The organism is Exiguobacterium sp. s125, assembly GCF_018618605.1.
GTDB lineage: Bacteria > Bacillota > Bacilli > Exiguobacteriales > Exiguobacteriaceae > Exiguobacterium_A > Exiguobacterium_A oxidotolerans.
Window position 1 is genome coordinate 122282 of record NZ_JACSMI010000007.1, and the last position, 15557, is coordinate 137838.

A 15557-nucleotide genomic window follows, 5' to 3' on the forward strand; every position below is an offset into this window, starting at 1 on the left:
CTCATAATTCAACAGAACCTGACCGATATACTAAACATAAGAGAATTGAACATTAAGTCAATGAGGAGACAAAAACATATGTTACGAGGAATGTACACGGCGTCTGGTGCGATGCAGGCGTTACAGCGGCAACAAGAAATGTTAAGTAACAACCTGGCCAATGCGCGGACGCCTGGCTTCCGCGCCGATCAAGCATCGCTCCGGACGTTTCCGGAGATGATGATTCAACAATCAGGCGTCAATGAACGGACGGGGATTCAATCAAGAGGAACGGTCGGCACGCTCGCGACAGGTGTCTTCATGCAGGCAGCGACGCCGAACTTTGCCCTCGGTTCGATTACGGAAACGGGCAACGCGACGGATCTCCAAATCAGTTCACGGGACGGATCCGCCCTCTTTACCGTCTTACATACGGATCCGTTGACAGGTGGGGAAGAGACGCTTTACACGACAAACGGTCAATTCGCCGTCGGGCAGGATGGTTTGCTCCGGACGACAGAAAATGATCTCGTCCTTGATGCAAACGGTCAGGCGCTGAACGTCGTCAATGAAGACTTCGTTGTCAGCGCAGACGGAGCGGTGACGGACGGAAACGGACAAGCAATCGGAAACCTTGGACTTGTCGTAACGGATCAACAGGAAACACTCGAGCGGACAGGCAACGGTTTATTCCGCTCTCCGGCAGCACTTGCCGCGGGAGACGTCAAAGTCGACCAAGGCGTGCTCGAACTCGGGAACGTCGAAATCGAGCAGACGATGGCTGAGATGAACAGTGGACTTCGTCAGTTCGAAGCCAATCAAAAAGTCATTCAAGCTTACGACCGGACGGCTGAAAAAGCTGTTTCTGAAATCGGTCGCGTTCGTTAATCGGAGGAGGAAGTCATGCAATCACTTTATACATCAGCCAGTACGATGGCTCAATTACAAAAACAACTCGATACGACCGGGCATAATCTCGCGAATGCGAACACGAACGGCTACAAGCGTCGTGATGCACAGTTCAATGAGTTACTCGTCCGCAACATCAGCAACACACCGGGCGGCTTGGAAACAGGTCCTTTGACGACGCCGGTCGATCTTCGTCTTGGTGTCGGTGGGTATGTCGCGAACGAAGCGACACGTTTTACCGTCGGTGCTTTTCAAACGACCGGACGGAATTTGGATGCGGCACTCGGTAATCCGCATCACTTCTTTGGTGTCATCGATGCAGACGGTGTGACGAAATTCACGCGGGACGGCAACTTTGAGTTATCACCGCAAGGCAACGGACAGATGTTGTTGACGGATGATGCGGGACGCTCCGTCATCAATCAAGCGAACGATGCCATTACCTTACCGGAAAATGCGACGGCGATTGAGCTGAACAAAGATGGCAATATCACAGGTGTCCTCAACGGAGAACGTCGTGTCCTTGCCCGCATCGGTGTCGCGGATATTCCGAACCATGGCGAGTTGACGGATGTCGGCGGTGGACTCTATACGGCGGCCGGGCAATATCAAAATGCTCAAGGGAACCCGTTGACGGTCGGGACGCTCGAGTCCTCGAATGTCGACATGGGGACGGAAATGACGAACTTGACGCAAATTCAACGCGCCTATCAGTTTAATTCGAAAGCTTTGATGACGACCGATCAGATGATGGGAATCGTCACATCACTCAAATAACGCATCTGCTAAAAGCCGCGCCTTCCGGAATCCGGAAGGCGCGGCTTTCTGATGGAGTCATTTTTTTAAGCTCAGGTAGACCGCTGCCATATCTAAATCGGCTTGGTCTCCCGTGTTCGCCTGTTCATACTGTTCATGTGCTGCTTCTGCCAGCGGTAAACGTAACGTGTACCGTTTCGCGGCGTCCGTGATCAACCCCAAATCCTTCGCCATCAACCGAAGCGGGAAAGCAGGGGGGAACTCCTCTGTTCGGTACATGTCCTGTTTGCCTTGGAAGAGTGGTGTATTCATGCCGGACAAAGAAATCATCTGGATGAGTTTTTCTTTGTCGAGCCCGGCCGCTTCTCCGAGCAGGAACGTTTCAGCAAGTCCTTCACCGACGATGCCGAGCAGGAGATTGATGGCAAGTTTTGCTGCGCTGCCTGTTCCGTGGTCACCGAAATGGATACTTTCTTTACCGAGAACATCGAGATACGGCCGGCATGTCGCAAGTGTCTGTTTGTCACCACCGACGAGCATGACGAGCTGGCCGGCTTCTGCGACACCGACTGAACCAGAGACGGGAGACTCGAGATAGGCGGCACCGGCGCGTTCGATAAGTTGCGCTGCCTGTGTTGATTCCTCGGACGAAATCGTACTCAAGTTGACGACGATTTTGTCCGTCAAGTCGCCTGCGAGCAGCCCGTCTGTTTCGTGAAGGACATGATCAATCGCTTTTCCGTCTGCGAGCATGATGAAGATGATGTCCGACTGTTCGACCAGTTCGCGTGGTGAGCGAAGCGACGTTGCGCCTTCCGCGACGAGCGGTGCTGTCTTACTTTCTGTTCGATTGTAGACGTGTAACGGGTGTCCGGCACGGCGAAGGCGTAACGCCATCGGGATACCCATATGACCTAATCCTATCCAACCAAGTTGCATCTGTCTGATTCCTCCTGTATGTGTAGAGTCGCTTTAGCTATTCCCTTTTAGAACCTTATGTTAAACGCGACGTAAGCGGTGTTCTTCTTACCGGCAGACCGTGTTTCACCCGCCCTTGACGGAACCTGAACATGAACAGGTCAAAAAACCCCCGCGCCTTAGTGGACACGGGGATAAAGACTCATTCAGTTTCGTACGTCAAGATGGTGGAAATGACAGCGACCGGAAAACGAATCGTAAAGGTCGAGCCGACACCGACGGTCGATTCAACATCAATCGTTCCGTTATGGTGTTTGACGATTTCTTTACAAATCGATAGACCGAGACCCGTTCCACCAATTTTGCGTGTCTCTGAGTTGTCGACCCGGTAAAACTTATCGAACAACTTCGACATTGCTTCTTGCGGGATGCCCATTCCTTCGTCGTGAATCTTGATTTCAGCGAAACCATCCTGGTGCTGGACTTCGATTGAAACCGTTCCGCCGTCAGGAGAATACTTGATGGCGTTACTGAGTAGATTGTTTAAGAGCTGTTTAATCTTTTCGCTATCGGCGTCAATCATGATCGGTCCGTTACCTGCGAACACTAACGTATGTGTCGTATGCGAGGCACCATAGAAGTCGGTCACGTCATTTGCGAGTTCGACGATGTCGAACGTCGACATCTGATAACGTTGCTCACTCGATTCCATACGCTGGACGTCGAGGAAGTCGTTGACGAGGGTCGTCAGGCGACCTGTTTCCGAATGAATCGTCTGCAAGTACTTTAGCTGACGTTCTTCTTCAAATGATTTGTTGAGCATCAATTCCGTGAAACCGTAAATTGATGAGAGCGGAGTCCGAAGTTCGTGCGAGACGGTCGAGACGAACTCTTCTTTCATCCGGTCCGACTCCGTTTCTTTCGTGACATCCCGTAAGACGAGCATCGTTCCGACCCAAACGTTATTGATTTGAATCCTCTCGGCGTAAATTTGGATATAGGCACTGCGCGCGCGAATCGAGACGACGAGACTATCCTTCGGCAAGTTCTGCTCGACGATTTGTTCGATGTATTGTTCGAACGGTTCTGCTTCATCGATGATGGAAGACAAGGCGGACATCGCTTGACGGAAAGAGGAAAGATTACTTTCATCCTGATGTTCCGTCTGAATTTCCGGGAACAGCTTCATCAACGGTTCGTTGACGAGCAGTTCATCTGATTCATGTTCGATGTAGACGACGGCTTCCCGGATCGAGTTCAACAGTTGTCCTGTTTTGTTCTTTTCATGAATCATTTTTTCGTAAATTCCCATCCGCATCAACGAAAGTGAGAGCTGGTGCGAGAAGGAAAGGATATCGCTCATCTGCTCCGGCGTGAAGGCGTCACGGTACCGGACGAGATAGATGCAGGCGATGATTTTTTCTTCATTCGGATCAAGGATCGGCACGGCGACTTCATACATGTAGTACGGATACGGAAGCGGACTTTCGTGTGCGACCTGTTTAGACGAGTGCACCGGACGTTTTAAGACACGCGCCCGGTGGAACAACGATTGATCTTCGTGGATCAGTTGTTCGACCATATCAGGGGTCATCCCGTATTCAATCGTCGAGCGGACATCGTGTTGATCGAGGAACAGCAAGGCTCCGATTTCCGAATGGGTGATTGAGACGAGCTTCTCGATGATTTCCGGATACGCCGTCAATGTTTCGCGGGATGCGAGCGTCTCCGTCAGTTCATTACGATATTTTAGATGTTGTTCGCTTTGCAGGGTGATTTCGAGTGCTTCTTCGAGTTCTTCCTGCTGCGCCTGCAGCTCTTCCTGCTGCGCAACGAGTTCCTCTTGTTGTGCTTGCAACTCTTCATTCTTCGCCAGCATATGGACTTTATTATCCGCAATCGATGCTGCCATTTGATTGAAGGATGCGGTTAACATATGTAATTCATCGCGTCGTCTCGGTAAGGGAAGTTCTTTGACGTCTTCACCACTTGCGAGTTGTGCACTGTCCCGAGACAACGAATTAATTTGTTTCGTCACCCGGTTGATGAATGGGCGGACGAGTAAGACAAGAATGATGACGAGGACAAGCAGGTTTGACAGCCAAATGAACTGGGCGATGCGCATTTCATTTAGCAGGCTGGCCTTTGCTTCATCTTCTTCAGTCTGAATGAGGTTTAAATAGTTTGTCAGCAAGGCTTCGATTCCAGCCGTATCGGCTTCACCGTCAATTTGACTGTTTGAGCCTTTTAGCGTTCCGTCAGAATTGAATAATTCGCTCCCGTTCGAAAGCGAAGCGAGCGTTTTCGGATCAACGAACTGCTCGTCGACTGAGCCTTCCTGTTTTTGTTCCACGTATTGACGTAACAAGGGGACGGCAGTACCGAAATAATCGTCATATAAGTTTCGTGTCGCAGTTGCGTATTGATCGCCTTGCGTATAGATGGCGTTTTGCTCGAACCAGGTCGTCAAGCGGTTGATTTCATCTTGGTTTGTTTTGACGGCATTGAGCATCGCCGGTGTTCCGAACAAGAGGTATGATTTTACATTGCTCTGTGCAGCGGACCATTCGTATGCCAACGCGTTCGCATTCGTTCTTCGTTCACGTAAGTCATCGAATGTCGCATCGGTTTGACTGATTTTTTGTTCAGTATACGTATAGACGATAGCGGATGTGATGCTGAGTGCGATAAAGACTGCATAAAAAGCAAACATCAATTGTCGACCAATCTTTTGATTAATCCATTTCACGTTCGAATCCTCCATATTCTTTTGTATATGTACGTAAATGTGTGAAGACATATGTAGATTTTACTCTGCTTGTTAGCAGTCATCAAATTTTAACACGCAAAGATGTAAAAAAAATATTATATTTAGATGACGGTCCAGCTTATTTTTTTTCAGGAGGATTAGAAGCAGCCGGATAAAGGAAAACTAACTGAGTGAAAGCTATCATTATTACGCATAGGGAAGTGACAGAATGCAAAAAATGTTTGAAAACAAGTGGTATCGTGGCGCATGGTGGGTCATGACACTGCTCGTCATCGTCTGGGTCGGCAATCACGTGACCTTTTTATTTCGCCCACTCGCCATACTCGGGCAAATGGTCGTCCCGCCACTCGCAATCGCCGGGATTCTCTATTACGTCCTTTTGCCGATCGTCGAGATGCTTGAGAAGAAGATGAGTCGGCGTCCGGCCGTGATGGTCGTCTTGTTCGGATTGATTGGGATTATGACGGCGCTTGGATTTATCTTTGGTCCGTCCTTATCAACACAAATCAGCGAATTCGTCAATTCGATTCCGAACCTCGCGACGGAATTTCAGCGTCAACTCGTCGAAGTCCGGAGTCAGCTTGAAAACAGCAGTATCTTTTCTCGCTTCGTTGGGGGACCGGATGACTTGTTCGATAAATTTTCGACGAATCTCTCCGAGTACGCGTCATCCTTCTTAAAAAATGTCGGGGCAGGGGTCGGCGGGTTTGTCAGCTTAATCACGACGACCGTCATCACAATCATCATCATTCCGATCATGTTGATTTATATGTTGTTAGACGGTCATAAGCTAAAAGGCAATCTGGTTAACATGATGCCGTTTGAATTTCATAAAGAAACGAAGAAAATTTTAGAAGATGTCCATGAAACGATCATGAGCTATATCCGGGGACAGGTCATCGTTAGTATCGGTGTCGGAATCATCGCCTATATCGGATACCTCTTCATCGGCATTGACTATGCGATTTTGTTAGCGATGTTCGCGACATTGACGAACATCATTCCGTTTCTTGGACCAGTCATCGGTGTCATACCGGCCTTGATCGTCGGGTTTATCCAGGATCCGATTCTTGCAATCTATGCCATCATTGTCATGACGGTCGCGCAACAAATCGATTCGCACATCATGTCACCACTCGTTCAAGGAAGGACGCTTGATGTTCACCCGTTGACGATCATCATCGTCCTGCTTGTCGCCGGGAACATCGCCGGCTTCTTCGGGGTCCTACTCGGGGTTCCGTTTTATGCCGTCATGAAAGTTATCATTCTTAACTTGCAACGGCTTTACCATCTCCGGACACAAAAGAAGATGGTCATCACGGATGAGGAAAAGACGTTCGATACCATCATCACAAAAAAAGAATGACTTTTTGAATTATTAACGTCGTTCCTTCATACTAAAGAAGCAGTCTGATGTGTTAGGAAAGGGGTAGTGACAGATGGATCAACGTCAAACAGAAGAACAAGCCGATTTATTAGCCCTGCAAAAGTTTCAGCATAACTTCGAGAACAGCTTAAAGTCGAGCGTCATCTACATTTTACGGGATGGGGCGCTGACGATTGGTGAGATTGAACAGCGAATCGATCAGTCACACAGTCAGATTTTAGAGCAACTTCAAGAGTTGATTGAAGATGGACTCGTGATTCAGCAAATGTCAGAAAAAGTTGATGGATTAGCTTACTTTTTGACAGTTCCAGCAGAAGATTTAATCAGACAATTTAAAGAGTCCATCAAATGGAGTAAACAACACATTACCTTCTAATAAAAAAGGTCATCTTCGAGCTATCAGCTTGAGGATGACCTTTTTTTATTTTCTGGAAATTATATGGGTATAAAAGGCTCTTAAATGAATATGGATTTTTATGGGATATTAAGTAATGAAATAAAATTACAATATAAATTAAGAGATTGAAAATAAAAACGGCTTTAATTTATATTTTTAGAGGTAATTAAGCATTAAAAATACTAGATATTAGGTACTATACTTCTATTACAATTGTAAAAAAATGTATTTTTTATTAGTAAAACCCTGCATAATGATGGGTGTAAGGTAATTTTTCTCAAGAAAAGGAGTGTTCAAATGAACAAGAAAACGCCTGATTTCCGAAAGAAGATGAACCGACACCACAGAAACCACACCAAACGCTTGATCAAACTACTCACAGCCTCCTCACTGGCACTATCCCCAATTTCATTTACTTACACCAAGACAGAAGCATCTGAAAAAAAGTTTCAGCCGCAACAGCAACAATTTGCCTCATCCATTAAAAATTCATTAGCACTTGCTCCAGTAAATCGAGTGAGTCTAGCGGATGTACAATTATTGACAGATGTACAAGTCCGAGCGAATTTAACAGAACAATTAGAAAATTATAATTTAGCACTTGGTTTAACGGGCCGAGGATTGGCCGATGCAGAAATTTTGTCGCCAGAACGTGTCGCCGTCTTTAATATTCCGGATCTCGCGGGCAAAATGACGGCGAACGGCAATGCCGACGTGAGCGTAGAACTATTGCCAATCACACTGGAAGACTTGCCGACGCTTAAAGGTCAACTTGATCCTTTAACGACGAGTGTCAATGGCCTTGTCGGAGATTTGGTCACTGAAATTGACATAATTTTAGACAACCCGCTGACAAGCCCGCTTTTAAATGTCCAAGGATTAAATGAACTAGAAGATGCGTTGGCTGCACTCAATAATTTGGACGTAGCATTGTCTGATTTGCTTGACTACAATGGGCAGGCCCCGGTGACTGTCAATGCTGATGGCACGATCGTTGTCAATTTCAGCGATGGATTAGGACAACATCTTGAAACTGCAGTCCAGCAAGTAGTGCAACAAGCGCTACAAGACTTAGTGGATGCAATTACGAATCTTCAATTGACGGGAATATTAGGATCATCACTGAACTTTGTGCTAACTCCTGTAAAAGAGTTGTTACCATCTGTTAATGGCTTACTAACAGCAGTCGCGAACGATACGGTCAACTTATCGAATGAACTAGTCGGCGTTCAGGTTCTTGGACCGACGACGGTCGACTTAAATGTGCTCGTCGACAAGCCAGCGGGTGTTGATGGTGAAATTGTCGTTACGGGATCAGCCGTCAGTACTACAGTGATTGATGCTGAGTTATTAAGTGATTTAGATGGTCAAACGACGATTGTGTTTGATGAAGAAGGCGATGCGGACGCCGACGCCGATGCGGACGCTGACGCCGATGCTGACGCCGACGCCGACGCGGATGCTGACGCCGATGCCGATGCGGACGCTGATGCGGATGCCGACGCCGATGCGGATGCTGACGCGGATGCTGACGCCGACGCGGATGCTGACGCCGATGCTGACGCCGATGCTGATGCGGATGCTGACGCTGATGCGGATGCGGATGCGGATGCGGATGCGGACGCTGATGCTGATGCCGATGCCGACGCGGATGCTGACGCCGATGCGGATGCCGATGCGGACGCTGACGCTGACGCTGATGCCGACGCGGATGCTGACGCTGACGCTGATGCTGATGCGGATGCGGATGCTGATGCTGATGCTGATGCTGATGCTGATGCTGACGCCGACGCCGATGCGGATGCGGATGCCGATGCGGATGCTGATGCCGATGCAGACGCCGACGCCGATGCCGATGCGGACGCCGATGCCGATGCGGATGCTGATGCGGATGCGGATGCTGACGCTGATGCCGACGCGGATGCCGATGCCGATGCGGATGCTGATGCGGATGCGGATGCTGACGCTGATGCCGACGCGGATGCCGATGCCGACGCGGATGCGGATGCCGATGCGGATGCCGACGCCGACGCTGATGCGGACGCTGATGCGGATGCGGATGCGGACGCTGATGCGGATGCGGATGCGGATGCCGACGCCGATGCTGACGCCGACGCGGATGCCGATGCTGACGCCGATGCTGATGCTGACGCCGACGCTGATGCGGATGCGGACGCTGACGCGGATGCTGATGCCGATGCTGATGCCGATGCCGACGCGGATGCTGACGCCGATGCCGATGCGGATGCCGATGCGGATGCGGATGCCGATGCGGACGCCGACGCGGATGCGGATGCCGATGCGGACGCCGATGCGGATGCTGACGCGGATGCCGATGCCGACGCCGATGCGGATGCGGATGCGGATGCCGATGCGGATGCTGACGCTGACGCCGATGCGGATGCCGACGCCGACGCGGATGCTGATGCGGATGCGGATGCCGATGCCGATGCAGATGCAGATGCGGATGCTGATGCCGATGCGGATGCGGATGCCGACGCGGATGCTGACGCCGATGCCGATGCTGACGCGGATGCCGATGCTGACGCGGATGCTGACGCCGACGCGGATGCCGATGCGGATGCTGATGCGGATGCCGATGCGGATGCGGATGCTGATGCGGATGCTGACGCTGATGCCGATGCGGACGCTGATGCGGATGCGGATGCCGATGCTGACGCGGATGCCGATGCGGATGCCGATGCGGACGCCGATGCCGACGCGGATGCGGACGCAGATGCGGATGCCGATGCCGATGCGGATGCCGATGCCGATGCCGATGCTGATGCTGATGCCGATGCTGATGCTGATGCGGATGCTGATGCCGATGCGGACGCCGATGCCGATGCGGATGCCGATGCTGACGCGGATGCGGATGCCGATGCTGACGCCGATGCGGATGCCGACGCCGACGCGGATGCGGATGCCGATGCCGATGCCGATAAAGACGGGGATAAAGATCAAGACCATGTTGTTGTTCCAGCACCAACAAACAAACCAACCCGTCCAATCAATACGGGAGTGATCAGTAAACCGACGATGCCGTCGAACTTAGGGGTTGTACAGAAAAAAGCGTCTGTACTTTCGAAACCGGTAACCCGACCGATTGCAAGTAAGCTTCCGAACACATCAGAAAATCTTTTCCTTGTTTCAATGATGGGTATGTTGGCGGTAGTAACCGGATTGTTTGCAAAACTATTCCGTCGCCGTCCCCAGCAATAAGCAGACCGATTAAATAACAGTCATTGTAGCGGAGGGGAAACTCTCTGCTGCAATTTTCATTATTTTTGAAGGGGTGACTTCGGATGGAATTGATGAACCGGATAGAACGAATCGAAGAACGAGTTTTCGCGCTAATGAAAGAAGATCAGGCAACTTACTTTTTAAATCAACGCCTCACCGTTTTTCTATCAGTCGGGACGAAGAAACGCCGTGCACGGGTCCATACATTTCGTGGGAAACGAATGGCGAGTATCTTTCAAAAAATCAAAAACTTCTTACTTGAACATCCCGTCGACTACGACTGGATTAAAGTAGATGTTGCAAAGAATTTTCATTTTTGTTCATTCGCAGAATTAAACGATCAACTTCGTGCAACACGTAAGAATTATTTTCGAAGAGGCATCGCTTTTGATGCTCGCTTCACGTGTGCTTTTTTAGAAGAAGAACTAAATGGGAATGCGATGTTGACGCCGGACAAGGACACGCCGGAACTCCGGGTGAATTTGAAGAACATGACACGATATGTTGAACAGCAGCGTCGAAAAATACCCCGCTTCATCTTTACGGATGAAACGAGCTGTATCTTGTTTGAGACGACGAGCGTCTTCAGTGAAGAGGAGCCGATCGTCATCGAAACGACAGGGACAGTGGAAAAAATCAGAGCCTCTCCACGCACCACTCCCTTTGAAATCAAAACGGTCGTCACGCAAGCGAGTGATTACTTAGCTCGCCAAGTTCAGGCGGATGGCCGCTTCATATATGGTTACTTTTCATGTTTTGACAAAACGATTCAATTTTACAACAGCTTACGGCATGCGAGTACACTTTACTCGATGATTGAAGCGTATGCAGTCCGACCGGACGTGACACTTCAACACGCAATCGATCGCGCGAAAAACTATCTCATCGAGCACTTGATCGTTCAACCGAACGAATCGGCCTATGTCGTCGATTGGGAGCAGGATGCGGAAATTAAGCTCGGCGCCAATGCCGCGGCGATCTTAGCGTTGACGAAATACATGACGACGTTCAAGTCGCGTCGCGAACTCGCGCTGTGCCGCGCCCTTGCGAACGGAATTGTAGGGTTGCAGCAGCCGGCAGGCAACTTCAACCATGTGTTATCGTATCCGTCGCTTGCACTGAAAGAGGCGTTTCGGATTATCTATTACGAAGGTGAAGCGACGTTTGCGCTGCTTCGTCTATACGAGCTCGATCGACAAGAACAGTGGTTGACGAGTGTGACGCAAGCGTTCGACTACTTTATCGCGCACGATTACTGGAAGCAACATGACCACTGGCTCAGCTACAGCGTCAATGAACTGACGAAGTATGTCCCGGATGAACGGTACTATCGGTTCGGACTTCAAAATGTCGAACAAAAGCTTGATTTCATTCATCACCGCGAGACGACGTATCCGACGTTTCTTGAGTTGATGCTGGCGGCCCGCGAGATGATCGGCCGGATGCAAGCGGACGGGCAGACGGACTTATTGACGACGTTTCCGCTCGACTGGCTCGAAGCGACGATTGAACGCCGGATGCAGTATCAATTGACTGGTTTTTACTACCCGGAAGTCGCGATGTATATGAAAGTACCGGAGCGCATACTCGGTAGTTTCTACATCCGTCACCACTCCTTCCGCGTCCGGATTGATGATGTCGAGCATAATATCTCCGGGTACTGTCGTGCACTCGAACAAATCCGTCAGGAGGAGGTCGTAAAAGGATGAGACGACACGTCTCGACACTCTTGCTCATCATCGGTGTTCTCCTGTTAGGTTACGTCGGATATCAGAAATTCACGATTGATCGAACGTTGTCCACCGAACTGGAAAAGGCGAAAGCCGTTGTCGTGGAGGCGGAGGAACAGAAGAAGACGGCTGAACCAGAGGCAACGGACACGGAGGCGGTGCCGGTCACGTTTAAAGAAGGCGAGACGCTTGGTTTCTTAAGCATTAAATCGCTCGACATGGAATTACCGCTCCTCGAAGGGGTAACGGACAAAACGCTTGCGAAAGGAGTCGGGCACCACCCGGACACGGCTTTTCCTGGACAGGGTGACCGAATCTTCATCGCCGGGCATAACGATACGACGTTCTCAAAAATCAGTGAGCTCGAACCGGGTGATGAGGTCGAACTCTATTTGGCGGATGGATCATACCGCTATGTCATGCGGTCGAGTGAAATCGTCGACGATGAAGATACACGCGTCTTGGCAGCGACAGGAACGGAGTCGCTCGTCATCTCGACCTGTTACCCGTTTTATAACATTGCGAACAGTACGGAACGCTATTTGATTTTCTTAGAACCGATTGAGTAGGGGGAGACGGACATGACAAGAATCGGCATATTACGCTTGAACGATAAACCACAATTTCGTGATAAAATCGCCTGTGTCGTCGCAGCATCGATGGGGATTGAAGCGTTTTTCTTCCGGCCGCAGGATATCGACTTTGAGAAGCGGATGATTCGGGGGATGCACTTTTTGGATGACCGCTGGCATAACGGCTTGTGCGAATTTCCGGATGTCGTCTACAATCACTTACCGTTGACGGACGAGCAAAAAGACATCTTTTCGCGCTTGGCCGACGAGATTCCGTTTACGACACACCGGATCGGCAACAAAAACGTCGTCCTGAAAAAACTTGCGGCTGACGGAACGTTCAAACAATATTTGATTCCGATGCACCGGATTCGTGCGGGGAAGGATTTGATCGCTCTACTGGAACGGTACGGGAAAATTATTTTCAAACCGGCTAACGGCAAGCAAGGGCAACGGATTTATACGATTGAACAGGTCGGCCCGGATCAGTATACGTTCGATTATCTTTTACAAAGTAACACCTGTTCGACAGGACAATTGATCGACCGTATCGAAGAAGAGATTCAACGGAACCCGATGATTGTCCAACCGTTCATCGCTTCGGAAACCATCCACGGACATTCCTATTGTATGCGGATCCATGTCGCAAAAGGGGCGAATGGAACGTGGAAGCTCGTCAAGTTCTTTCCTTTTGTCAGTAACAACAAGCAAGAGTCCGTTAGTCACTTGAGTCACGGTGCCTTTTCGACGACGCGGATGGATATCTTCATGAAGCAAAACTATCCGGAGCAACACGAAGAAATTTCCCGGCAGATTGTGTTGTTCGCCCGTCGCTTCCCGGCATATTTCGAGTCGTTTTATGATTACCCGCTCGATGCGCTCGGCATCGATGTCGGGATTGGAGCGGACGGGAAGATTTATCTGTATGAAGTAAACAGTCTGCCGGGGACGCGTTACGTTGAATTCCAGGCAGAATATTTAGCGATTCAGTACTGTGATTTTTTAGCGAAGCAACCGTACACCGCCAGCAATGGATTGAAGGCGGGCTGGATGAAACAGCGGGTGCGCGCTTAGAGAAGAGGTGACGTGTGAAGACGTTCTTGTTTTATTTGATGACGGCGGCGCTCGTCGTCATCATCCTTGCGAAATTCATGGTCCCGTTGCTCGGTTTTTTCGAGGCGGACGAACCGAAGCCGCAGACGGACCGGACGAGCCTGCGTCTCACGGAAGCCCAGCTAAAACAATTTGATCGGGAAGACCGGATTGGCGTCAGTTACGAGATGGCCGGACTCTCGCTCAAGACGCTTGCCGTCAAGCGGATGGACGCGACCCGTCAAACACCGCTCTTGCTTGTAAACGTTCAAAAAGAAAAAGTCCTACAGGTCGGTGGTGAGGCGAATCGTCTGCTCGCGATTACCGTCAAAATCAAAAATCAATCCGCCGATTCGATTGAGATCGCCCCGAAGCTCGGAGAATACGAAACAGATGGGCGTATCGTGACGATCGCCGATCAGTTTAATGCATTAAATGGAACGTATCAGAGTGGGGAAGAACGAATCGGAATTGTCTTCATTCCGACGACGGAAACGAAAATCAGACCGGGGCGGCTCCATGTATTTTATGAGACGGCGTCCGGGGATAAACAATTACGGATTTCCCTGGACGAAAGTACAGACTAAAAAGATCTTACGCTCGATTTGAACGTAAGATCTTTTTGTTGTGTTTATTTTTGCGTGACACTAAACGCTTCTGGTGACTCGATGCCTGCTTTATTGACGGCTGTGATGATGAAGCGACCTGTCGCATCTTCCGGAAGCGGGAACGCTTTCCGTTCAATCGATTCCGTTGAACCGAGTTTTTTCCGTTTTCCATCTTGTTCTTGATAGATGTTATACGTCACGACTTCATCGTCTTTTGAAGCATACCAGTTCACGAAGCCACCGCTGATGCGGACGTTGGTGGCTGGTTTTGGTGGTGTGTTGACGGGATCGGATGCTTTCTCATCAAGCTCGGTGAACACGACGAGACGGTTGTCGTACGTCCCTGCATTTTGGTCGTACGTACCGATACACGTAATTAAGTTCAAGTTACGGGTGTCGGCAGCACCGAAGATTTTTTCGAGTGGGGCATCGAGATGATCATACTCGACGAGTTTCTTGACGCGGAAGACGAGCAGGCGTCCAGATTCATCTTTGATTTTAATAGCGTCACCTTTTTTAAGTTCATGCAGCTTGTAGAAGACGGCAGGACCGGTTTTTGTATCCGTATGTCCGTCGATGACGGCATTTCCGACGTCCCCTGGTCGTGGTCCGAATTTATACCACCCGACTTGTTGTTCATTTTTCGGAGTCCCCATCGCTCCTTTTTTATCGAGACCGACTTGTTCGATGTTCGTTTTAACGTCGAGGGCGTCGATCGTCAATGTCTTCGGAAGTTCGACTTCATTGGTTGAGAGGGTCTTAAATTCTTTTTTAAAGATTTCGGATGGTTTGAGTGGATCCTCCTGTGTCCCGGAAGAAGCCGCGGATTGTGAATCAGCCGTACCTTGCGTGATGTTCGTTTCTGTGTCGCTCGTGTTTCCGAATAATAAGAAAATCAGTGTGCCGACTGAAGCGAGCATCAGGACGATACTGATCGGGAATAACCATTTTTTCAAAACACGTCACTCCTTTCCGAGAGGAAGACCTCTCTATGTAAGAAAAAGGATAGTGCCGAGGGCGCTATCCTTTTTAGTATACCCGATTTCTTATGCGTTTTGACGTTTGCGTGCAACGACGATTCCAGCTGCACCGAGTGCAAGACCGAACAGTGCGAGTGCACCTGTTGTTGCGTTGTTGCTTGTGTCGCTCATGCCGCCGTTACCTGTGTTCGGCATTGAACCTGGTGTACCGTCCAT

At 49.8% G+C, this 15557-nt stretch carries 12 protein-coding genes; 9 read left to right on the top strand and 3 right to left on the bottom strand.

What is annotated here, in order from left to right:
* Positions 1-78: 78 nt before the first annotated feature.
* Positions 79-867, top strand: coding sequence for a flagellar hook-basal body protein (locus KNQ05_RS14175; protein WP_088837957.1), 789 nt, complete (start codon positions 79-81; stop codon positions 865-867).
* A gap of 15 nt (positions 868-882) precedes the next feature.
* Complete coding sequence (locus KNQ05_RS14180; RefSeq protein WP_214805820.1) at positions 883-1665, top strand: flagellar hook-basal body protein; 783 nt, start codon at positions 883-885, stop codon at positions 1663-1665.
* A gap of 57 nt (positions 1666-1722) precedes the next feature.
* On the opposite strand, the gene KNQ05_RS14185 is transcribed toward KNQ05_RS14180, so the two are convergent.
* Positions 1723-2583 carry an NAD(P)-dependent oxidoreductase gene (locus KNQ05_RS14185; protein ID WP_214771010.1) on the bottom strand — a complete coding sequence of 287 codons (861 nt, stop codon included), beginning with the start codon at positions 2581-2583 and terminating at the stop codon, positions 1723-1725.
* A gap of 181 nt (positions 2584-2764) precedes the next feature.
* The gene (locus KNQ05_RS14190) at positions 2765-5311 is read right to left on the bottom strand and encodes an ATP-binding protein (protein ID WP_214767749.1); all 2547 of its coding nucleotides are present in this window, start codon (positions 5309-5311) and stop codon (positions 2765-2767) included.
* Positions 5312-5540: 229 nt separating this feature from the next.
* On the opposite strand from KNQ05_RS14190, the gene KNQ05_RS14195 reads away from it, so the two are divergent.
* From KNQ05_RS14195 to KNQ05_RS14225, 7 genes are all read left to right on the top strand, one after another.
* On the top strand, positions 5541-6698 hold the full coding sequence (locus KNQ05_RS14195; RefSeq protein ID WP_088837953.1) for an AI-2E family transporter: 1158 nt from the start codon (positions 5541-5543) through the stop codon (positions 6696-6698).
* Between the two features lie 73 nt (positions 6699-6771).
* Complete coding sequence (locus KNQ05_RS14200; protein ID WP_088837952.1) at positions 6772-7095, top strand: winged helix-turn-helix transcriptional regulator; 324 nt, start codon at positions 6772-6774, stop codon at positions 7093-7095.
* Between the two features lie 318 nt (positions 7096-7413).
* Positions 7414-10338, top strand: coding sequence for an adhesive domain-containing protein (locus KNQ05_RS14205; RefSeq protein ID WP_214805822.1), 2925 nt, complete (start codon positions 7414-7416; stop codon positions 10336-10338).
* A gap of 83 nt (positions 10339-10421) precedes the next feature.
* Complete coding sequence (locus tag KNQ05_RS14210) at positions 10422-12068, top strand: hypothetical protein (protein ID WP_214802871.1); 1647 nt, start codon at positions 10422-10424, stop codon at positions 12066-12068.
* Positions 12065-12658, top strand: a complete 594-nt coding sequence (locus KNQ05_RS14215) for a class D sortase (RefSeq protein ID WP_088837949.1) — start codon at positions 12065-12067, stop codon at positions 12656-12658. The genes KNQ05_RS14210 and KNQ05_RS14215 overlap by 4 nt, the downstream gene beginning before the upstream one ends.
* A 12-nt stretch (positions 12659-12670) precedes the next feature.
* On the top strand, positions 12671-13735 hold the full coding sequence (locus tag KNQ05_RS14220; RefSeq protein WP_088837948.1) for a YheC/YheD family protein: 1065 nt from the start codon (positions 12671-12673) through the stop codon (positions 13733-13735).
* A 14-nt stretch (positions 13736-13749) separates the two neighbouring features.
* Entirely contained in the window at positions 13750-14340 is a 591-nt protein-coding gene (locus tag KNQ05_RS14225; RefSeq protein WP_214771831.1) for a hypothetical protein, read from the top strand.
* Between the two features lie 44 nt (positions 14341-14384).
* Here KNQ05_RS14225 and KNQ05_RS14230 read toward each other — a convergent pair whose 3' ends face one another.
* Positions 14385-15317: a class F sortase gene (locus tag KNQ05_RS14230; RefSeq protein ID WP_214802868.1), complete on the bottom strand. Its 933-nt coding sequence runs from the start codon at positions 15315-15317 to the stop codon at positions 14385-14387.
* Positions 15318-15557 lie beyond the last annotated feature (240 nt).

Coding starts and splice junctions, on each gene's coding strand:
- KNQ05_RS14175 (WP_088837957.1), top strand. CDS start 79: ATGTTACGAGGAATGTACACGGCGTCTGGTGCGATGCAGGCGTTACAG.
- KNQ05_RS14180 (WP_214805820.1), top strand. CDS start 883: ATGCAATCACTTTATACATCAGCCAGTACGATGGCTCAATTACAAAAA.
- KNQ05_RS14185 (WP_214771010.1), bottom strand. CDS start 2,583: ATGCAACTTGGTTGGATAGGATTAGGTCATATGGGTATCCCGATGGCG.
- KNQ05_RS14195 (WP_088837953.1), top strand. CDS start 5,541: ATGCAAAAAATGTTTGAAAACAAGTGGTATCGTGGCGCATGGTGGGTC.
- KNQ05_RS14200 (WP_088837952.1), top strand. CDS start 6,772: ATGGATCAACGTCAAACAGAAGAACAAGCCGATTTATTAGCCCTGCAA.
- KNQ05_RS14205 (WP_214805822.1), top strand. CDS start 7,414: ATGAACAAGAAAACGCCTGATTTCCGAAAGAAGATGAACCGACACCAC.
- KNQ05_RS14210 (WP_214802871.1), top strand. CDS start 10,422: ATGGAATTGATGAACCGGATAGAACGAATCGAAGAACGAGTTTTCGCG.
- KNQ05_RS14215 (WP_088837949.1), top strand. CDS start 12,065: ATGAGACGACACGTCTCGACACTCTTGCTCATCATCGGTGTTCTCCTG.
- KNQ05_RS14220 (WP_088837948.1), top strand. CDS start 12,671: ATGACAAGAATCGGCATATTACGCTTGAACGATAAACCACAATTTCGT.